The sequence below is a fragment of the Sagittula sp. MA-2 genome (assembly GCF_030126985.1).
In the GTDB taxonomy this organism is placed as follows: domain Bacteria; phylum Pseudomonadota; class Alphaproteobacteria; order Rhodobacterales; family Rhodobacteraceae; genus Sagittula.
In genome coordinates this window covers 4,172,354-4,192,328 of record NZ_CP126145.1, presented here as the reverse complement: position 1 = coordinate 4,192,328, position 19,975 = coordinate 4,172,354, and the positions used below count along the sequence as shown (strand labels likewise).

Genomic DNA, 19,975 nt, shown 5'->3' with positions numbered 1-19,975 from the left:
AAAAATCTGGGGGTCAGAGGTCGAAGGCTTCCGCGATCCGGTAGGCGGGGCGCAGAAGGGCGCGCCTGTGGCGGCCCAGCGGGAAACGGGCCGGCGGTTTAGCCAGGAAGTCGGGCAGGCCGGTCGGCGTGCCGAGCAGGGCCTTTGCCAGCGCGTGGCCCGCGTAGCTGCCCATGGCGACGCCGTTGCCGTGGAACCCCAGCGCCGCGTCGAGGCCCGTGTGGTCCGGCACGGCGCCGATGAAGGGGTGGCCGCTGGCCATCAGGCAGACCAGCCCGGACCATTCGTGCGTGATCTCCACGCCCGCCCAGACCGGGAAGGCTGCGGCGAAGTCCTTGCGGATCCGTTTCGCGATGGCCGCCTGTTCGGCGGGACGCGCGGTCAGCCCGCCGCGCATCCCGAACAGCATCCGCCCGTCCGGCAGGCGGCGGAAGTAATGCAGCAGGCGGCGGGAGTCGTAGGCCATCTGCGCGGTGGTCCAGCCGGCGTCTTCCGCTTCGGCATCGGTGAGCGGCCGGGTCAGCAGGATGGAGCTTTGCACCGGCAGGGTGCGGGCGCGGAGCCAGGGAGGCAGGTCCTCGGACGAGTAGCCGTTGGTGGCGAGGACGACGCGGTCGGCGGTGACGGTCTGCCCGTTGACGGTGAGGCGCCACGTGCCGTTGCGGCTGAGCGCGGTGACGGGGCTGTGGGCATGGAGGGTCGCGCCCGCGTCGGCGGCGGCCCGGGCGATGCCCGCGTGATATCTGGCGGGGTTGAGGGCGAAGCCCGTCGCGCGGGTCAGCGCGCCGTGCCAGGGACCGGCCATGCCCTGGGCTGCGAGGTCGTGTCGCTCGGTGAGGCGGGCGGTCGGGTCGGCCTCTGCCTCCTGCCGCAGGGCCTTCATGGCGCGGGCGGTGTGGGCCAGTTCGGTTTCGCCGTCGGAATGGGTGTCGGCGTCGATGCCGTGGGTGTCGAGGAGGTCGCGGACATGGGACACGGCGGCGACCTGCGTGTCGTGCCAGAGGGCGGCCTGGGCGGCGCCGTGGCGGCGGGCGAGGGTTGTCCCGCTCGCCAGTGCGCCGCCGATGCAGCAGAAACCGCCATTGCGGGTGGAGGCGCCCCAGCCGGGGGTCTCGGCCTCGAACAGCGCGGTGCGGGTTCCGGCCTGTGCCAGGGTCAGCGCGGCGTTCAGCCCGGTGAAGCCGCCGCCGATGATGGCGACATCCGTCTTCAAGGGGGCGTCGAGGCGCGGCCACGCCGGAGGCGTGACCGTGGCGGTCCAATAGCTGCCGGGATCGCGCGCGTAGGCGGCCGGTTCGTAGAGCCGGATCACGCGGTGGTTTCGGCGGCGCGCTCCTCGCGCGCGCGCTGCACGGCGCCCCGTTTGGTCACCAGCGAGGCGGTGATCACGCCGATGGTGACGAAGACGATCAGCAGGGTCGAGAGCGCGTTGATCTGCGGGCTGACACCGAGGCGGACGGCCGAGAAGATCTTGATCGGCAGGGTCGTGGCGCCGGGGCCGGTCGTGAAGCTGGCGATCACGAGGTCGTCGAGCGACAGGGTGAAGGCGAGCAGCCAGCCGGAGATCACCGCGGGTGCGATGATCGGCAGCGTCACGAGGCGGAAGGCTTCGAACGGGGTGGCGCCGAGGTCGAGCGCCGCCTCTTCCAGCGCGGTGTCGAAGGTGGCGAGGCGCGACGAGACCACGACCGAGACGTAGCACATGGCGAAGGTGGTGTGCGCCAGCACCACGGTCAGCACGCCGCGGTCCAGCCCGATGCCGATGAACAGCAGAAGCAGCGAGAGGCCGGTGATGACTTCGGGCATGACGAGCGGTGCGTAGATCATGCCGGAGAAGAGCGTCCGCCCCCGGAACCGGCCGGCGCGGATCAGCACGTGGGCGGCCATCGTTCCCAGCACCGTGGCGATGGTCGAGGAGAAGAAGGCGACCCGCAGTGTGACCCAGGCCGCGTCGAGGAACTCCTGGTCGCGGAAGAGTTCCGCGTACCATTGCGTCGAGAAGCCGGCCCAGACGGTGACGAGGCGGCTGGCGTTGAACGAGTAGATGACCAGCACGACCATCGGCAGGTAGAGGAAGGCGAAGCCCAGCGTCAGGGCGGTGGCGTTGAACCAGGAGAAGCGTTTCATGCGTCGGCTCCCGAGGGGTTGTGCCTTGCGTGGCGCGCCGGTGCCGGCGGTTTGATGCGGTGGCGGGTGGGGAGGGGGGCGCTGCCCCCCGCCTTCGGCTCCCCCCGAGGTATTTCGGCCAAGATGAAGGCGCGCGGGCCTGTGCCGGGCCGGAGGGGGGCGGGGGAACGGCGGGCGGGGCGGGTCATTTCTCGGCCTGCCTTGCGCGTTCCTCGGAGCGCTGGAAGAGGATGATCGGGACGATCAGGATCAGCAGCAGGATGACCGCTACCGCGGAGGCGACGGGCCAGTCGCGGTTGTTGAAGAACTCTTCCCACAGCACCTTGCCGATCATCAGCGTGCCGGAGCCGCCGAGCAGAGAGGGGATGACGAATTCGCCGATCGTCGGGATGAAGACGAGGAAGCAGCCGGCCACGATGCCGCCGCGCGAGAGCGGGAAGGTGACGAGCCAGAAGGCTTCGAGCCGCGAGCAGCCGAGGTCCTCGGCGGCTTCGAGCAGGCTTTCGTCCATCTTCTCGAGCGCGGCGTAGATCGGCAGGATCATGAACGGCAGGTAGGTGTAGACGATGCCGATGTAGACCGCGATCTTGGTGTTGAGGATCTGCAGCGGCGTGGAGATGAGGCCGGTCCACAGCAGGAGCTGGTTCAGCAGCCCCTCGTTCCCGAGGATGCCCATCAGCGAGTAGACGCGGATCAGGAAGGACGTCCAGAACGGCAGGATGACCAGCATCAGCAGCGTCGCCTGCCATTCCTTGGGCGCGCGCGCCATGCCGTAGGCCATCGGGTAGCCCACCAGCAGGGTCGCGAAGGTGGCGATCACCGCGATCTGGAGCGAGCTGAGGTAGGCTTTCCAGTAGAGGTCGTCGGTGGTCAGGAAGACGAAGTTCTCGAAGTCGAGTTCCGACAGGAAGTCGGTGATCGCCGTCCAGCCGCCGGAGAGGTCCAGTTGCGGCATGTAGGGCGGGCGGGCCAGCGCCACGTCCGAGAGCGAGATCTTCAGGACGATCAGGAAGGGCACGAGGAACAGCGCCAGCAGCCAGAAGTAGGGCAGGCCGATCACCCCGTTGCCGAGGAAGGCGCGGCGCTGGTCTGCGTCGCTCTTGTTCAGGAGCGCGAGGAAGCCGCCCAGCGTGGCGACGAGCCCCGCGAAATGCACGGGCAGGGCGGGATCGTCGAGGCCGGGGCCTGCCAGCAGGAGCGCCGTGCGCACCGCGAAGTAGAGCGCGGCGACGAGCAGCGCGATCATGAGCGCGGCGTTGCGCCGGTTGGCGGCCTCGTCGATCACGCGTCATCCTCCAGCACGACGCCCGCCGTCGTGGTGAAGGAGAGGTAGACCTCGTCCTCCCAGGTGATGTCGCGGTTGGCGACGCGGCGGGTGTTGGTGGCCTGCGCCTTGACCATCAGCCCGCCGGCAAGCTCGACGTGGTAGGTGGAGATGTTGCCGAGGTAGGCGATGTCGATCACCTTGCCCTTCAGCACGTTCACGGCGTCGGGCGGTGTCTTGGAGATCGCGATCTTTTCCGGGCGGAGCGAGAGGACGACCTTCTGGCCGGCCTTTTCCTCGGGGCCGTTGACGGCGATCAGCCTGGGCTGGCCTTCGGCCCAGGCGATGGCGAGGCCGCCGGGAGGCACGTCCGCCACGGCGGGGGCCGGAACGGTCTGCGTCGCAGGCGCCGGGGCGGAGTCCGCGGTGGTGCCGGTCTGCGGCGCGGCGTCGGGCAGCGGCAGGGCCTTCTGCGGTTCCTCCAGCCACTTGCCGACGATGGGCGCCAGCACCTTGTCGTGCAGCTTCTGGCCCAGTTCGTTGGGCTGCGGGCGGCGGGCGTGTTCCTCTGCCGCCTCCTGCAGGGCGGCCTCGGCCTCCGGCGTGTCGGGCTCCGGCATGGGGAGCTTCGATTCGGGCTGGGTCGCGGGCCCGGGCGTGGCGGGGGTCGGGGCCGGGCGCGCCTCGGCTATGCCGCGGAACAGATTCACGTCGCCGATGAAGTCGGCCACGTAGACCGAGACGGGCGCCTCGTAGATGCGGTCGGGCGTGTCGACCTGGATGATCTTGCCGTGGTCCATGACCGCCACGCGGGAGGCGACGGTCATCGCCTCTTCCTGGTCGTGGGTCACGATTATGAAGGTGGTCCCGGTCTTCTCCTGGATGTCCATCAGCTCGAACTGGGTTTCCTCGCGCAGCTTGCGGTCGAGCGCGCCGAGCGGTTCGTCGAGGAGCAGGAGTTTCGGCGCCCGGGCGAGCGAGCGGGCGAGGGCCACGCGCTGGCGCTGGCCGCCGGAAATCTGGTGGGGCTTGCGCTGGGCGAACTTCTCGAGGTGCGTGAGGCGGAGCATCTCGCTCACGCGGCTCTCGATCTCGGCCTTGGGCTTCTTTGCGCGCTTCAGGCCGAAGGCGATGTTTTCCCAGACGGAGAGATGCGGGAACAGCGCGTAGCTCTGGAACATCATGTTCACCGAGCGCTTGTTGGCGGGGATCTTCGCGATGTCCTGACCGTCGAGCAGGATCTGGCCCTCGGTCGGCTGTTCGAAGCCCGCGAGCATCCGCATCAGGGTGGTCTTGCCGCAGCCCGAGGGGCCGAGCAGCGCGAAGAATTCCCGCGCGTAGATGTCCTGCGTCAGATCGTCGATGGCGGTGAAATCGCCGAAGCGCTTGGTGACGTTCCGGAACCGGATAAGCGGTTTTTCCTCGGGGTTCTCCCAAGGGGCAAAGACGGTCTGGGCCATGTGGTTCTTTCCGCAGGTGAGGTGACCCGCGCCAGGGTCGTCGGGCGCGGGCCGTTCGTTGGGATCAGCGTGTCAGGTGCCCGACTTGATCGAGGTCCACAGGCGCGTGACCACGCGCTGCACCTTCGGATCGTAGGGAGTCGTGGTGTAGGTGTTGTCCAGCGTCTCCTCGTCCGGGTAGATCGCGGTATCGCCGATCACGTCCTCGTTCAGGAATTCCTGCGAGGCCTTGTTGCCGTTGGCGTAGTAGACGTAGTTCGACGCTGCGGCCATGTTCTCGGGGTCCATGATGAAGTTCAGGAACTTCATCGCGCCCTCCGGGTTCGGGGCGTCGACCGGGATCGCCATCTGGTCGAACCACATCTGCGCGCCTTCCTTCGGGATGATGTAGGCCACCTCGACGCCGTTGTCGGCCTCGGCGGCGCGGTCGCGGGCCTGAAGCACGTCGCCGGACCAGCCGACGGCCACGCAGATCTCGCCGTTGGCCAGCGCGTTGATGTACTCGGACGAGTGGAACTTCTGAATGTAGGGGCGGATCGGGGCGTAGACCTCTTCGGCCTTGGCGATCACGTCCGGGTCATGGCTGTCCGGGTCCTCGCCGATGTAGTTCAGCGCGGCGGGCAGCATCTCGGCCGGGGCGTCGAGGAAATGGACGCCGCATTCGGCGAGCTTTTCCATGTTCTCCGGCTTGAACACCAGGTCCCAGCTGTCGAGCGGGGCGTCCTCGCCCAGCAGTTCCTTGACCTTGGGGACGTTCACGCCGATGCCGGTGGTGCCCCACATGTAGTTGATGGCGTATTCGTTGCCGGGGTCGTACTTCGCCGTGCGCTCCTCGATGGTGTCCCACATGTTGTCGAGGTTGGGCAGCTGCTCCTTGTCGAGCTTCTGGAAGGCGCCGGCCGCGATCTGGCGCTGCAGGAAGGTGCCGGTGGGCACCACCACGTCATAGCCGGAGTTGCCGGCGAGCATCTTGGTCTCCAGCAGTTCGTTGGAGTCGAAGACGTCGTAGATCAGGTCGATGCCGGTTTCCTGCTCGAACTTCTCGAGCAGGCTTTCGTCGATGTAGTCCGACCAGTTGTAGACTCGCACCTCTTCGGCGGCAGCCATGGTGGCCAGCAGCGCCGCGGAGGCGGTCAGGCTCGCCAGGGTCGTCATAGGGGTCTTGGTCATCTCTTTCTCCCGTTGGTCGGGGGGTCTTCGGCGCCCCCGTGCCAGGATTTTGATCATAAGTTGCGCTGAGAGGCAACTTGCGCGATGTTTCCATGGCCTGATGACGGGTGCAAGCGGCTCTGGCCGCCGGATGCGCAATGGGGAGGCACGTGGTGACGAAAGCGGCAGATATACGCGACGGTGCGGGCCTTCCGGCGCATGAACAGGTCTACCGCGCCTTGCGCGAGATGGTGCTGTTCGGCGCGCTGGCCCCGGGCGAGCCGGTGACCATCCAGGGGCTGGTGGACCGCATGGGCGCGGGCATGACACCGGTGCGGGAGGCCCTGCGCCGCCTGACGGCGGAGGGCGCGCTGGCCGCGCTCGGCAACCGGCGGATCATGGTGCCGGTGCTGGACGCGGCGGCGGTGGCCGACCTGACCGAGGCGCGGCTGACCGTCGAGACGCGGCTGGCGGAGCGCGCGGCGGAACGCATCGGCGCGGAGGCGGTGACGGCGCTGGCCGCGATCGACGCCCGGCTGGACCAGGCCATCGCCCGCGGCGACGTGGAGGCCTACCTGCGGGAGAACTTCGCCTTCCACGCGGCCCTGAACGCCGAGGCCCGCGCGCCGATCCTGACGTCGATGACCGAGGGGTTGTGGCTGCGATTCGGCCCGTCGCTGCGGGTGGTCTGCGGCCAGACCGGCACGCGCAACCTGCCCGACCGCCACAAGGACCTGCTGAAGGCGCTTCTGGCGCGGGATGCCGCGGCGGCCTCTGCCGCGATGGCGGGCGACGTTCGGCAGGGCATGGAGCTGATCGCGCAGAGCCTTTGACGCCGGGGCTTCGGGCCGGGGCGGGGCGTACCTCTTCCTGCGGAAGTCGGCCCGCCCGCCCCGGCCATCCCTTTTCGGGTGAGGAGCGGCGGGTTCGGCGCGTGTGGCGGTGTGGAGTCAGGTATTTTTGCCAAGATGAAGGGGCAGGGTTTGCCTGTCCGTGCGTGTTGGGAAGACGGGGCGTTTGGGTGGTCCCGGCGTCGGGCCATCGGGGTGTCCGGGTCTCTGGTCGGGATCGGTCGTTCCGGGGCGAGTCGATTGACTTCGCAAAATTTGATCATATTCTGGCGCCAACTCTGACCGGAGGCGTTTCATGAACATCCTGACCATCAATTCCCCCACCGCCGAGCTGCAGGCCCTGGACGCGGCACACCACATCCACCCCTTCACCCATGCAGGCGGGCTGAAGGACAAGGGCGCGCGGATCATCACCCGGGCCGAGGGCTGCTGGCTGCAGGACAGCGAGGGCAACCGCATCCTCGACGCCATGGCAGGGCTTTGGTGCGTGAACGTGGGCTACGGGCGCGAGGAGCTGGCCGAGGTCGCCGCCCGGCAGATGCGCGACCTGCCGTTCTACAACACCTTCTTCCAGACCAGCCACGTGCCGGCGATCAACCTGGCCGCGCGGCTGGCGGAGCTGGCGCCGGGCGATCTGAACCACGTGTTCTTCGCCAACTCCGGGTCGGAGGCGAACGACACCAACCTGCGCATGGTGCGGACCTACTGGGCCGAGAAGGGCCAGCCGCAGCGCGACCAGATCATCGCGCGGTGGAACGGCTACCACGGGTCGTCGGTGGGGTCGGGCAGCCTTGGCGGGATGAAGGGCATCCACGCGCAGGGCGGCCTGCCGATCCCCGGCATCCACCACATCGACCAGCCGTACTGGTATCTCGAGGGTGGGGACATGACGCCGGAGGAGTTCGGCCTGGCGCGGGCGCGTCTGCTGGAAGAGAAGATCCTCGAGATCGGGCAGGACAAGGTCGCGGCCTTCATCGCCGAGCCGATCCAGGGTGCGGGCGGGGTGATCGTGCCGCCGTCGACCTACTGGCCGGAGATCCAGCGCATCGTCGACAAGTACGGCGTCCTGCTGATCGCCGACGAGGTGATCTGCGGCTTCGGCCGGACCGGCGAGTGGTTCGGGTCGCAGACCATGGACATCCGTCCCGACATCATGACCGTCGCGAAGGGGCTGTCCTCGGGCTACCAGCCGATCGGCGCGTCCATCGTGTCGGACGCGGTCGAGGCGGTGATCGGCGACGTGGAGTTCAACCACGGCTACACCTATTCCGGGCACCCGGTGGCCTGTGCCGTGGCGCTGGAGAACCTGCGCCTGCTGGACGAGGAAGGCATCGTGACGCGGGCGCGCGACCACGTGGCGCCCTACCTCAAGGAGCGGTTCGAATCGCTGACCGAGCATCCGCTGGTGGGCGAGGCGACGATTGTCGGGCTGATGGGGTCCATCGCGCTGACGCCGGACAAGGCGTCGCGGGCGGAGTTCGCGGGCGAGGCGGGGCAGGCCGGCTACATCTGCCGGGAGCGGTGCTTTGCCAACAACCTGATCATGCGGCACGTGAACGACCGCATGATCATCTCTCCGCCGCTGGTGATTTCCCACGAGGAGATCGACACGCTGATCGAGCGGGCGTGGAAGAGCCTCGACGAGGCGCATGAGGCGCTGCAGGCGCAGGGCCTGATGGTGGCGATGCCCACGGCCTGAAGGATCGGGCGCGGCGTGCTGGACACGCCGCGCCTTTTGCGTTTGTCGCGGGGATCGCCACGGGGCCCGGCAGGGTGTCCCGGGACAGGCCGGGGATCAGGTATTTATCGCCAAGATGAAGGGATCCGGGCCTGGTCCCTTGCAGCGGGGATCGCGTGGCGGCCCCGGTTCCGGCCGGGGCCTGTTCCTTGCGAGCGTGCCGGCTCAGGCCTTGATCCAGGTCTTGGCGGCGTCGAGATCGTCCGGGTCGAAGTGCTTGACCTTGGCGCCCGAGAGGTGGCCTAGGCCGCGGGCGGCGAGCTTCTGCCAGGACGCCTTGCCCACCACGGCGGCCCTGTCGATCAGGTCGTAGTGGTTGCGGGCGATGCGGAAGTGCTGGTTCAGCGCGGCCAGCCCCTGCCAGCCGTCGAACTCCGTCAGGTCGAGGAGCAGGCGGAAGCGCGGGTTGGCGCGCACGAAGGCGTCCATGTCGCGCTCTTCCTCCTCCATCACCGCCGGATCGAGCTTGCCGACCAGCTGGACGTGCAGCACGCCGTCGCCGAGGTCGGTCTGGTGCATGGCGCCCAGCGATTCCTGCAGCCAGCGGCGCGCGTCGTCTTCCTGGCCCGGCGCGAAGGTGCGGACGGGGCAGGGCATGACCGGGCCGAAGCCGCGCACGAGGCGCATCATCCAGCCGGGTTTGCCCACGACCGCGACGCGGTCGAAGCCCTTCCAGTGGCGCATCCCGAGTTCCGCGTCGTCGAGCATCGCGCCGATGGAAAACTCGGCGTCGTCCTCGATGACGGTCAGGATGCGGATGCGGTCGTGTTCCTCGATCGCCTTGTCGAGCGCGGGGATGAGCCGGTCCTCGTAGTCGTCCTCGCGGATGCGGCCGGACATGCGGACTTCGTAGTGGCCCTTCGGGGGCAGGGGGGTGATGGTGATCATGGTGCCTCTCCTTCTGGGGGACCCCCGGACAACGCCCGGGGGACCTTCTGGTTTCAGCATGCCATTGCGCAAGCCGCGTGACGTTGCGCTGGATCATGTGGCCGCCGCAGAAGGCGGCCATCTGGGCCTCAGCCGGCGGGCACCTTCTTCGGCGCGCCGGAGCCCATGTCGGTGCCGGTGTAAGCCTTCTTGGCCTGCTTCCAGGCGCCGAAGCCGCCCTCCATATGGGCGATGGTCTTCACGCCGGCCTCGATGGCGGCGCGGCTGACCTTCTCGGACCGCACGCCGGAGCCGCAGTGGAACACGATGCGCTTGTCGGACTGGCCGGGCAGGGCATCGGCCCTGAAGAAGGCCATGGGCATCAGCAGCGCGCCTTCGATGTGTTCGAACATGTATTCCTGCGGGGTGCGGACGTCGATCAGGACGATCTCGCCCTTCTGCATCGCGGCCTCGACCTCGTCGGGGGTCCATGTCTCGAACGTGGCGCCGTTTATGGTCTCGGTCTTCATGATCTGTCTCCTCAGAACCTGTTCGCGGGGATCTTGAAATAATGGTTGCCGTCGGACTCGGCGGGGGGCAAGCGCCCGCCCCGGAGGTTGACTTGCAGCGCGTGCAGCATCCGGTCGGGCAGGGACAGCGTGGCGTCGCGTTCGTCGCGCAGCTTGCGGTACTCGGCCTCGGTCACGTTGCCGCCGATGTGCTTGTTGCGGGCGCGGTGCTCGGCCACGGTGGCCTCCCAGGCCGGGTCCTCTCGCCCGTCCACCGGGGGATAGTCGTGGCCGACGTTCAGGCGGGTGTCGTCGGGCAGCGACAGGATCGCCTGCAGCGAGTCCCAGAGATCCTTCGACGAGCCGCCGGGGAAGTCGGCGCGCGAGGTGCCTGAATCGACGTGCATGAAGGTGTCGTGCACGAAGGCGGCGTCGCCCATGACATAGGTGATCGAGCCCAGCGTGTGGCCGGGGGAGAGCATGACCGTCACGGCGATCTCGCCCAGCCTGAAGGTGTCGCCGTCGGCGAAGAGCCGGTCGAAGTCGCGGTCCGGGTCGAAGGCCTCGGGCAGGTTGTAGAGCTTGCGCCAAAGTTCGGCGATCTCGTGCACCTTCTCGCCGATGGCGGTGGGCGCGCCGGTCTGTTCCTTCAGCCATGCGGAGGCCATGAGGTGATCGGCATGCGGGTGGGTGTCGAGGATCCACTCGACGCTGAGCCCCTTGTCCCTGACGAAATCCAGCACTTCCTGCGCGCTGTCCGTGCGGGTGCGGCCCGCCGGTGCGTCGAAGTCGAGCACCACGTCGATCAGCGCGGCCTTCTTCGTCGCGGGGTCCGCGGCCACGTACATGATGGATCCGGTGTCGGAGTCGTAGAAGCCTGTGACCTCGGGCGAACCTGTGCCGGTCGATGGGCTGGTTCGGGTGAACATGGGTGTCTCCTTGTGTCTTTGCGTTGTGTCGTTGCCGTGTTTGATATTCACGTAGTCGAATATAAACGGGGGACAAGGGGGCCGGTTCCACGGCGGATCGCTGCCCTTTTTCTGCGCAGGCGAAAAGACCTGTCGTCGCAAGGCACTTAACGGGGCTTTGCAGCCGGCGCGGCGGCGGGCTAACTTCGTGGAAAATACGAAAAAGAGGGACACGGCATGTACGACTTCGCCACCATCGGCGCCTGGATGGAGTTCGCCGTCCGATGGCTGCATGTCATCACCGCCATCGCCTGGATCGGGTCGTCGTTCTATTTCATCGCGCTGGACCTCGGGCTGCACCGGGACCGCAACCTCGCCTCGGGTGCGGACGGCGAGGAATGGCAGGTGCACGGCGGCGGTTTCTACCACATCCAGAAGTACCTTGTGGCGCCGGACCAGATGCCCGGCGACCTCGTGTGGTTCAAATGGGAAAGCTACTGGACGTGGATCTCTGGCTTTGCCCTGCTGACCATCGTCTATTACTTCGGGGCGGAATTCTACCTCGTCGACCCGAGCGTCGCGGATATCGCCGGGTGGCAGGCGATCGGCATCTCGATCCTGTCGCTGGTGCTGGGCTGGGTGGCCTACGACCAGATATGCAAGTCGCCCATCGGCAAGAACATGAACCTGCTGATGGTCGTGCTGTTCGTCATCATCGTGCTGATGGCGCTGTTCTACACCTCGGTCTTCAGCGGGCGGGCGGCGATGCTGCACCTCGGCGCCTTCACCGCGACGATCATGACCGGCAACGTGGTCAACATCATCATCCCGAACCAGAAGATCGTGGTGGCGGACCTGCTGGCGGGGCGGAAACCCGATCCGAAGTACGGCTACATCGCCAAGCAGCGGTCGACGCACAACAACTACCTGACGCTGCCGGTGCTGTTCCTGATGCTGTCGAACCACTACCCGCTGGCCTTTGCGAGCGAATACAACTGGTTGATCGCGTCGCTGGTGTTCCTGATGGGGGTCACGATCCGGCACTTCTTCAACACGATGCACGCGCGGAAGGGCAATCCGCACTGGACGTGGCTGGCCACCGCGATCCTGTTCATCATCGTGATGTGGCTGTCGACCGCGCCGCTCTACCGCGACGATCCGGTGGAGGAGGCGCAGGGCGCGGCGTTGCGCTATGCCGAGGCGGAGGGCTTCGACGAGGTGCACGACATCGTGCTGGGCCGCTGTTCGATGTGCCACGCGGCGGAACCGGGCTACGGTCCGTTCCTCTGGCCGCCAAAGAACGTGCGGCTGGAAACCGCGGACCAGATCGCGCGGCAGGCGCGGGCGATCTACCTTCAGGCAGGCGTGACGCATGCGATGCCGCCGGCCAACCTGTCCTACATGGAAGAAGAAGAGCGCGCTGCCATCCGTCGCTGGTTCAGGGCGGCACAAGAGGGCTGAGGGACAAGAAATCCGGCTGGGGCCAGGCGTCGCCGTCTTGCCCCGGTCTTGATGAAACGGCCCGCGTCGCTGCGCGGGTCGTCGTTATTTGCGCGCGACAGAAACCGGCTGGAACCAGGTCTTTGCGAAGGCTTCGCCGTACAGAGACGAAATCGTTTCGAACGCAATCAGGGGCACTAGCATCTTCGTTTCCTTTCCCTTGTGAACGCTAACATATTCTTTAAACTTTATTAACGCAAGAAAGTTTCGTGGGACATGATACAAAGGTACATATGTTGCCCCAGTATCACGTATCACCGTTAAGATTTCGTCACGCTACGCGCGGCGCATGGTTCCAGAATCGGCATGGCCCTGCTAGGTCTGGTGGCATGAATACCCATGACCCCAATATGCGCCCGGTTATCCGACAACTCGACGACGCGGCTGTCAACCGTATTGCGGCGGGCGAGGTTGTCGAACGGCCTGCCTCGGCGGTCAAGGAACTGGTGGAAAACGCCATAGACGCCGGCGCGCGCCGGGTGGGAATCGAGATCGCGGATGGCGGCAAGACGCTGATCCGGGTCACCGACGACGGCTGCGGCATGACCGGGGCGGAGCTACCGCTGGCCCTGTCGCGCCACGCCACGTCGAAAATCGACGGCAGCGACCTGCTGGACATCCACTCCTTCGGGTTCCGCGGAGAGGCGCTGCCCTCGCTGGGCGCGGTGGGGCGGCTGACGCTGCAAAGCCGGGTGCGCGGCGAGGCCGGGGTGGAGCTTTCGGTCGAAGGCGGCGTGATGAGCGCCGTGAAACCCTGCGCGCTGAATGGCGGCACGGTGGTCACTTTGCGCGACCTGTTCTACGCCACCCCCGCGCGGCTGAAGTTCCTGCGCACCGACCGGGCGGAGACGCAGGCGATCTCCGACACGGTGAAGCGGCTGGCGATGGCGGAACCGGCGGTGGGCTTCACCCTGCGCGACGTGTCCGGCGGGGGCGACCGCGTCACCTTCCGGGTTGAGCCTGAGACCGGCGACCTCTTCGATGCGCTGCGCGGGCGGCTGTCGCGGATCATGGGGGCGGAGTTCACCGACAACGCGCTGGCGGTGGAGTCGGAGCGCGAGGGCTTCCGCCTGACCGGCTATGCCGCGCTGCCGACCTATTCGCGCGGCACGGCGGTGGCGCAGTACCTCTTCGTCAATGGCCGCCCCGTCCGCGACAAGATGCTGATCGGCGCGCTGCGCGGCGCCTACCAAGACTTCCTGTCGCGCGAACGGCACCCTGCGGTGGCGCTGTTTGTCGATTGCGACCCGCACAAGGTGGACGTGAACGTGCACCCGGCGAAATCCGAAGTGCGCTTTCGCGATCCCGGCGTGGTGCGTGGCCTGATCGTGACGACCCTCCGTCACGCGCTGGCGCAGGCGGGGCACCGGGCCTCGTCCACCGTGGCGGCGGCGACGCTGGACGCGATGCGCCCGGAGGCCGGGCAGGCCTACGCGTCGCACCCGCATGCGGCGCTTGGCGCGGGGCCCGAGCCGGTGAGCGGCCCGCGCGTCTACCAGATGGACCGCCCCTCGCTTGGCGCACGCGCGGCGGCCTACCGGGCGCAGGCCCCGGCGCCGGGCTTCGCCGATCTGGGCGACAGCTATTCCGGCCGCGTGGTCGACACGGCGCCTGTGGCCGAAGCGCCCGCCGAGGATGTGACCCGCCGGCCCTTGGGCGCGGCGCGCGGGCAGGTGCACGAGAACTACATCATCGCCCAGACCGAGGACGGCGTTGTGATCGTCGACCAGCATGCGGCGCACGAACGGCTGGTCTATGAAAAGCTGAAGCGCCAGATGGCGGAAAACGGCGTGCCCGCGCAGGCGCTGCTGATCCCGGACGTCGTCGACCTGTCCTCGGACGACGCGGCGCGGCTGCTTGCCGTGGCGGACGACCTGTCGCGCATGGGCCTGACGGTCGAACCCTTCGGCGCGGGCGCCATCGCGGTGCGCGAAACCCCCGCGATCCTCGGCGAGGTGGACAGCCAGGGCCTGATCCGTGACATCCTGGATGAGTTGGACGACATGGGCGAAACCTCCCTCGTGCAGGAGAAGATCGAGGCGATCCTGAGCCGGGTCGCCTGCCACGGCTCCATCCGGTCGGGCCGCGTCATGCGGGCCGAGGAAATGAACGCGCTGCTGCGCGAGATGGAGGCGACCCCCCATTCCGGCCAGTGCAACCATGGCCGCCCGACCTACGTGGAGCTGAAACTTTCCGACATCGAACGGTTGTTCGGGCGCACATGATCGCGTTGGGCGGGGTGACGCTGGACCTGAACGATCCGCTGGTGCTGGCCGGGCTGGCGGGTGTGGCGGTGGTGCTGCTGATCCTGCTTCTGCTGGTGATGACTGTCCGCGCGGCGGGGCGGTCTGCCCGGGCGGTTGAGCCGCTGGGCCAGTTGGCGCGCCGGGTGCAGGCCCTGTCGGACGGGCAGGAGCGGCTGGCCGGCGGCCTGCATCACGTGAGCGAGGCGCAGGCCGCCAGCCAGTCGGCGATGATCCAGTTGATGGAGCAGCGGCTGGCCGAGGTGCAGGAGCGCATGGCCGAGAACCTGCATGGCTCTGCCCGGCGCACGGCCCGCTCGCTTGGCGAATTGCAGGAGCGGCTGCAGGTCATCGACAAGGCGCAGGCCAACATCACGCGTCTTTCGGGCGACGTGCTGTCGTTGCAGGACATCCTGTCGAACAAGCAGACGCGCGGCGCCTTCGGCGAGATCCAGTTGACGGACATCGTGTCGAAGGCGCTGCCTTCGGACAGCTACACGCTGCAGGCCACGCTTTCGAACGGGCGACGGGCGGATTGCCTGATCCACCTGCCGAACCCGCCGGGGCCGATCGTGGTGGACGCGAAGTTCCCGCTGGAGGGCTACGAGGCGATGCGCCGCGCCGAAACGCCCGAACAGGTGACCCGCGCCGCGCAAGCCTTCCGGATGTCTGTCCGCAAGCACATCCGCGACATTTCCGACCGCTACCTGATCGAGGGCGAGACGGCGGATGGCGCGCTGATGTTCCTGCCCTCCGAGGCGATCTACGCAGAGCTGCACGCCAATTTCCCCGAGCTGGTGCGGGAGGGGTTCACCGCCCGCGTCTGGATCGTTTCGCCGACGACCTGCATGGCGACGCTGAACACGATGCGGGCGATTCTCAAGGATGCCCGGATGCGGGCGCAGGCGGGGGCGATCCGGAAGGAGTTGCACGCGCTGTCCGGCGATCTGGAGCGTCTGGGCATCCGTGTCGGCAACCTCGACCGGCATTTCGGGATGGCCGCGAAGGACATCGAGGACATCCGCATCAGCGCCGACAAGGCCGGTAAGCGCGCGAGAAGACTGGATAATTTCGATTTCGAGGAACTGCCCGAAGAGCCTTTGGTGCTGACCGACCGTGCCGCGCAGCCGGTTCCGCAGAAGTAGTTTAACACTGAACTATTAGCTATGCGCTCCGCGTCCCAAGTTATGCGCCCCGCGCATGGACGTTATGCGGCGGGTAATCTGCCGCTCCGTCACGCCCCCTGATAGACCCCACTTTAACCATGGGAGGATTGTGCTAGGCTTCTCCCCAATGGGCAGTCTGCTTCGGCAAGGCTGTGAAATTGTTTAGAGCTAAACCAATGCCGCACTGCGGCATCGGTGGCAGGAGGAGAATACATGAAAGACGCTCCCCAGGATCTTGATCCGGTCGAATCCCAGGAATGGCAGGAAGCCATCGAGGATGTGATCGAGCGCGACGGTGCAGACCGTGCGCATTTCCTGTTGGACAAGGCGGTTCAGCGCGCAAGGGCAGCCGGGGCAAGGCTGCCCTTTTCTGCGACGACCCCTTACCAGAACACCATTTCGCCGGACGACGAGGTCGACATGCCCGGCGATGCGGAGATGGAATGGCGCATCCGCACCATCAACCGCTGGAACGCCATGGCGACGGTGGTGAAGCGGAACAAGGAATCCTCCGAATACGGCGGCCACATCGCGTCGTTCGCGTCCTCTGCCGCGCTCTATGACGTGGGCCTCAACCACTTCTGGCGCTCCAAGAGCGCGATCCACGGCGGCGACCTTGTGTTCTTCCAGGGCCACGTGATCCCCGGCATCTACGCGCGCTCCTTCATGGAGGGCCGGATCAGCGAGGAGCAGCTGAAGCTGTTCCGTTCCGAAGTCGGCGGCGAGGGTCTTTCCTCCTACCCGCACCCCTGGCTGATGCCCGACTACTGGCAGTTCCCGACGGTCAGCATGGGCCTTGGCCCGCTGATGGCGATCTACCAGGCGCGGTTCATGAAATACATGCACAACCGCGGCCACATCGACATGGGCGACCGCAAGGTCTGGGCCTTCCTCGGCGACGGCGAGATGGACGAACCGGAATCGCTGGGCGCCATCCATCTGGCCGCCCGCGAAGGGCTGGACAACCTGATCTTCGTGGTGAACTGCAACCTGCAGCGCCTCGACGGTCCGGTGCGCGGCAACTCCAAGATCGTGCAGGAGCTCGAGGGCAACTTCCGCGGTTCCGGCTGGGACGTGATCAAGCTGCTCTGGGGCCGGGGCTGGGACGAACTGCTGGAGCAGGACACCTCCGGCAAGCTGCGCCAGCTGATGGACGAGACCATCGACGGCGACTACCAGACCTTCAAGTCGAAGGACGGCGCCTACATCCGCAAGCATTTCTTTGGCAAGTACCCGGAGACGGCCGAGCTGGTGAAGGACTGGACCGACGACCAGATCTGGGCGCTGCGCCGCGGCGGCCACGATCCGAAGAAGGTCTACAACGCCTTCCTGCGCGCCACGAAGTCCGAAGGTCAGCCGACCGTCCTGCTGGTGAAGACCGTCAAGGGCTACGGCATGGGCACCGCCGGCGAGGGCCAGAACACCACCCACCAGCAGAAGAAGATGCAGGTGGACCAGCTCAAGGCGATGCGCGACCGCTTCCGCATCCCGGTGACCGACGAAGAGCTGGAAAAGGGCGATGCGCCCTTCGTGACGCTGAACAACGCGCAGAAGGCCTACCTTGCCGAAAAGCGCAAGGAACTGGGCGGGGCCTTCCCCAAGCGGTTCACCGACGCGCCCAAGCTGGAGATCCCGCAACTCGACGCCTTCAAGAAGGAACTGCAGGATTCCGGCGACCGCGAGTTCTCGACCACGATGGCCTTTGTCCGCATCCTGACCACGCTTCTGCGGGACAAGAAGGTGGGCAAGCAGGTCGTGCCGATCGTGCCGGACGAAAGCCGCACCTTCGGGATGGAAGGGCTGTTCCGGTCGGTGGGCATCTACAATCCGAAGGGGCAGCTTTATACCCCCGAAGACCGTGAACAGATGTCCTACTACAAGGAATCGAAGGACGGCCAGGTGCTGCAGGAAGGCATCAACGAGGCCGGCGCCATGGCGGACTGGATCGCGGCGGCAACGTCGTATTCCAACCACGGCGTCCCGATGATCCCGTTCTACATCTACTACTCGATGTTCGGCTTCCAGCGGATCGGCGACCTCGCCTGGGCCGCCGGTGACAGCCGTGCGCGCGGCTTCATGCTGGGCGGCACCGCCGGGCGGACCACGCTGAACGGCGAGGGCCTGCAGCACGAGGACGGCCACAGCCACATCCTTGCCGGGACCATCCCGAACTGCATCAGCTACGACCCGACCTTCTCTTACGAGGTGGCGGTGATCGTGCAGAACGGCCTCCAGCGGATGTTCGTGGACCAGGAGGACGTCTACTTCTACCTGACCCTGATGAACGAGAACTACCATCACCCGGAAATGCCGATGGGCGCCGAAGAGGGCATCATCAAGGGCCTCTACCGAATGAAGAAGGCCGACAAGCCCGCCAAGAAGCACGTCAACCTGATGGGCTCCGGCACGATCCTCGTGCAGGCGATCAAGGCGGCGAAGATGCTGGAGGAGGACTTTGCCGTCACTTCCGACATCTGGTCGGCGACCTCGTTCAACGAACTGGCCCGCGACTACCAGGACTGCGAGCGGCACAACCGTCTCAACCCCTTCGCGGAAGAGCGCGTGCCCTACATCACCCAGACCCTGACCAACGTGCAGGGCCCGATCGTGGTGGCGACCGACTACATGAAGAACTACGCCGAACAGGTGCGCGGTGCGGTCAAGCAGCGCTTCACCGTGCTGGGCACCGACGGCTTCGGCCGCTCGGACAGCCGGGTGAACCTGCGCAAGTTCTTCGAGGTGGACGCCAACCACATCGCCGCCGCGGCGATGGTGGACCTGTGGCGCGAAGGCGTCGTCTCGGACAAGGATCTCGAGGCGGCCATGAAGAAATACGACATCGACGGCGGCAAGCCGAACCCGCGTTTGGTTTGACGGCACGAGGAGGGAATACGAATGGCAACCGAAGTTAAAGTGCCGGACATCGGCGATTTCACCGATGTCCCGGTGGTCAGCATCCTTGTGAGCGTCGGCGACACCGTCGCGGAAGAGGACGCGCTGATCGAGCTGGAATCCGACAAGGCGACGATGGAAGTGCCGTCGTCCGCCGCGGGCAAGGTGAAGGAGATTCTCGTCTCCGAAGGCGACAAGGTGTCCGAAGGCACCGTCATCATCCTGCTGGAAGGCGACGACGCGGGCGCCGCCAAGGAAGAGAAGTCCGAGGCGCCCAAGGAAGAGTCGAAGGACACCTCCAAGAGCGAATCCAAGGACGCGCCGAAGGAGTCCTCGTCGTCGCAGCAGGCCGCCCCGGCGCCTTCTGCCGTGACCGACAAGGGCTTCAACAAGGTCCACGCCTCGCCGTCCGTCCGGGCATTCGCCCGCCGGGTCGAGGTCGACCTCGCCCATGTGAACGGGTCGGGCCGCAAGGGCCGCATCCTGCGCGAGGACGTGGAAAAGGCGTTGAAGGGCCAGGCCGCTCCGGCTGCGGGTGCACCCGCAGCGTCCGGTGGCATGGGCATTCCGCCGATCCCGAAGGTCGACTTCTCGAAGTTCGGCCCTGTCGAGGACGTGGAAATGCCGCGGATCAAGAAGATCTCCGGCCCCGCGCTGCACCGCTCGTGGCTGAACATCCCGCATGTCACCCACAACGACGAAGCCGACATCACCGAGCTGGACAAGTACCGCAAGGAAATGGACACGATGGCCAAGGAAGACGGCTATCGCGTCACGCTGCTGTCCTTCGTGATCAAGGCCTCGGTCTCGGCGCTGAAGGAGCACTGGGAAGTGAACTCGTCGATCCACCCGGACGGCGACAAGCTGATCAAGAAGGACTTCTACAACATCGGCTTCGCGGCGGACACGCCGAACGGCCTGATGGTGCCGGTCATCAAGGACGCCGACCGCAAGGGCCTGGTGGAGATATCCAAGGACCTGATGGAGCTCAGCTCCAAGGCCCGCAAGGGAGAGCTGAAGTCCGGCGACATGCAGGGCGCGACCTTCACCATCTCGTCGCTCGGCGGGATCGGCGGCACGTCCTTCACCCCCATCGTGAACGCGCCGGAGGTGGCGATCCTCGGCCTCACCCGGTCGAAGATGGCCCCGGTCTGGGACGGCGAACAGTTCGTCCCGCGCCTCATGCAGCCGCTGTCGCTGTCCTATGACCACCGTGCCATCGACGGCGCGCTTGCCGCACGCTTCTGCGTGACGCTCAAGACGCTGCTCGGCGACATGCGCAAGCTGATGTGGTGAGCGAC

Annotated in this window: 15 protein-coding genes and 1 pseudogene; 7 read left to right on the top strand and 9 right to left on the bottom strand. The window is 66.8% G+C overall.

Annotation, left to right across the window (positions count from 1 at the left end; all coding sequences use genetic code 11):
• Positions 1-13: 13 nt before the first annotated feature.
• The 6 genes and pseudogenes from QNI11_RS20425 to QNI11_RS20405 form a co-directional block, all read right to left on the bottom strand.
• Positions 14-1,312: an FAD-binding oxidoreductase gene (locus QNI11_RS20425; protein WP_283981550.1), complete on the bottom strand. Its 1,299-nt coding sequence runs from the start codon at positions 1,310-1,312 to the stop codon at positions 14-16.
• A complete protein-coding gene (locus tag QNI11_RS20420) occupies positions 1,309-2,127 on the bottom strand; it encodes an ABC transporter permease (protein WP_283981549.1) in 819 nt (272 codons plus the stop codon). Before QNI11_RS20420 ends, QNI11_RS20425 begins: the two co-directional genes overlap by 4 nt.
• 184 nt (positions 2,128-2,311) lie before the next feature.
• A complete protein-coding gene (locus tag QNI11_RS20415; RefSeq protein WP_283981547.1) occupies positions 2,312-3,412 on the bottom strand; it encodes an ABC transporter permease subunit in 1,101 nt (366 codons plus the stop codon).
• The gene (locus QNI11_RS27750; protein ID WP_373418451.1) at positions 3,409-4,011 is read right to left on the bottom strand and encodes a TOBE domain-containing protein; all 603 of its coding nucleotides are present in this window, start codon (positions 4,009-4,011) and stop codon (positions 3,409-3,411) included. Before QNI11_RS27750 ends, QNI11_RS20415 begins: the two co-directional genes overlap by 4 nt.
• A gap of 63 nt (positions 4,012-4,074) precedes the next feature.
• Positions 4,075-4,851: pseudogene (locus tag QNI11_RS27745) on the bottom strand (ABC transporter ATP-binding protein); the annotation flags it as partial.
• A gap of 72 nt (positions 4,852-4,923) precedes the next feature.
• Positions 4,924-6,021 (bottom strand): polyamine ABC transporter substrate-binding protein, encoded by a 1,098-nt coding sequence (locus tag QNI11_RS20405; RefSeq protein ID WP_198521858.1) that lies wholly within the window; start codon positions 6,019-6,021, stop codon positions 4,924-4,926.
• A 149-nt stretch (positions 6,022-6,170) separates the two neighbouring features.
• On the opposite strand from QNI11_RS20405, the gene QNI11_RS20400 reads away from it, so the two are divergent.
• Entirely contained in the window at positions 6,171-6,833 is a 663-nt protein-coding gene (locus QNI11_RS20400; RefSeq protein ID WP_283981545.1) for a GntR family transcriptional regulator, read from the top strand.
• A gap of 313 nt (positions 6,834-7,146) precedes the next feature.
• A complete protein-coding gene (locus QNI11_RS20395) occupies positions 7,147-8,550 on the top strand; it encodes an aspartate aminotransferase family protein (protein WP_283981544.1) in 1,404 nt (467 codons plus the stop codon).
• A gap of 204 nt (positions 8,551-8,754) precedes the next feature.
• Here QNI11_RS20395 and QNI11_RS20390 read toward each other — a convergent pair whose 3' ends face one another.
• From QNI11_RS20390 to QNI11_RS20380, 3 genes are all read right to left on the bottom strand, one after another.
• The gene (locus QNI11_RS20390; protein ID WP_283981543.1) at positions 8,755-9,477 is read right to left on the bottom strand and encodes an STAS/SEC14 domain-containing protein; all 723 of its coding nucleotides are present in this window, start codon (positions 9,475-9,477) and stop codon (positions 8,755-8,757) included.
• 128 nt (positions 9,478-9,605) lie between these two features.
• Complete coding sequence (locus QNI11_RS20385; protein WP_283981542.1) at positions 9,606-9,986, bottom strand: rhodanese-like domain-containing protein; 381 nt, start codon at positions 9,984-9,986, stop codon at positions 9,606-9,608.
• Positions 9,987-9,997: 11 nt separating this feature from the next.
• Positions 9,998-10,894, bottom strand: coding sequence for an MBL fold metallo-hydrolase (locus tag QNI11_RS20380; protein WP_283981541.1), 897 nt, complete (start codon positions 10,892-10,894; stop codon positions 9,998-10,000).
• A 216-nt stretch (positions 10,895-11,110) separates the two neighbouring features.
• Between QNI11_RS20380 and QNI11_RS20375 the strand changes: the two genes are divergently transcribed.
• From QNI11_RS20375 to aceF, 5 genes are all read left to right on the top strand, one after another.
• Entirely contained in the window at positions 11,111-12,334 is a 1,224-nt protein-coding gene (locus tag QNI11_RS20375) for a urate hydroxylase PuuD (protein WP_283981540.1), read from the top strand.
• A 368-nt stretch (positions 12,335-12,702) separates the two neighbouring features.
• Positions 12,703-14,598 (top strand): DNA mismatch repair endonuclease MutL, encoded by a 1,896-nt coding sequence (gene mutL, locus QNI11_RS20370; RefSeq protein ID WP_283981539.1) that lies wholly within the window; start codon positions 12,703-12,705, stop codon positions 14,596-14,598.
• Entirely contained in the window at positions 14,595-15,761 is a 1,167-nt protein-coding gene (locus QNI11_RS20365) for a DNA recombination protein RmuC (protein WP_283981538.1), read from the top strand. Before mutL ends, QNI11_RS20365 begins: the two co-directional genes overlap by 4 nt.
• A gap of 234 nt (positions 15,762-15,995) precedes the next feature.
• Entirely contained in the window at positions 15,996-18,656 is a 2,661-nt protein-coding gene (gene aceE / locus QNI11_RS20360) for a pyruvate dehydrogenase (acetyl-transferring), homodimeric type (RefSeq protein ID WP_100928508.1), read from the top strand.
• A gap of 21 nt (positions 18,657-18,677) precedes the next feature.
• The gene (gene aceF, locus QNI11_RS20355) at positions 18,678-19,970 is read left to right on the top strand and encodes a dihydrolipoyllysine-residue acetyltransferase (RefSeq protein WP_283981537.1); all 1,293 of its coding nucleotides are present in this window, start codon (positions 18,678-18,680) and stop codon (positions 19,968-19,970) included.
• Positions 19,971-19,975: the final 5 nt, after the last annotated feature.

Excerpts from the sequence above, each read along its gene's own strand:
- QNI11_RS20395 (WP_283981544.1), top strand. The coding sequence starts at position 7,147 with ATGAACATCCTGACCATCAATTCCCCCACCGCCGAGCTGCAGGCCCTG.
- mutL (WP_283981539.1), top strand. The coding sequence starts at position 12,703 with ATGAATACCCATGACCCCAATATGCGCCCGGTTATCCGACAACTCGAC.
- QNI11_RS20365 (WP_283981538.1), top strand. The coding sequence starts at position 14,595 with ATGATCGCGTTGGGCGGGGTGACGCTGGACCTGAACGATCCGCTGGTG.
- aceF (WP_283981537.1), top strand. The coding sequence starts at position 18,678 with ATGGCAACCGAAGTTAAAGTGCCGGACATCGGCGATTTCACCGATGTC.
- QNI11_RS20390 (WP_283981543.1), bottom strand. The coding sequence starts at position 9,477 with ATGATCACCATCACCCCCCTGCCCCCGAAGGGCCACTACGAAGTCCGC.
- QNI11_RS27750 (WP_373418451.1), bottom strand. The coding sequence starts at position 4,011 with ATGCCGGAGCCCGACACGCCGGAGGCCGAGGCCGCCCTGCAGGAGGCG.
- QNI11_RS20420 (WP_283981549.1), bottom strand. The coding sequence starts at position 2,127 with ATGAAACGCTTCTCCTGGTTCAACGCCACCGCCCTGACGCTGGGCTTC.
- aceE (WP_100928508.1), top strand. The coding sequence starts at position 15,996 with ATGAAAGACGCTCCCCAGGATCTTGATCCGGTCGAATCCCAGGAATGG.
- QNI11_RS20385 (WP_283981542.1), bottom strand. The coding sequence starts at position 9,986 with ATGAAGACCGAGACCATAAACGGCGCCACGTTCGAGACATGGACCCCC.
- QNI11_RS20375 (WP_283981540.1), top strand. The coding sequence starts at position 11,111 with ATGTACGACTTCGCCACCATCGGCGCCTGGATGGAGTTCGCCGTCCGA.
- QNI11_RS20405 (WP_198521858.1), bottom strand. The coding sequence starts at position 6,021 with ATGACCAAGACCCCTATGACGACCCTGGCGAGCCTGACCGCCTCCGCG.
- QNI11_RS20380 (WP_283981541.1), bottom strand. The coding sequence starts at position 10,894 with ATGTTCACCCGAACCAGCCCATCGACCGGCACAGGTTCGCCCGAGGTC.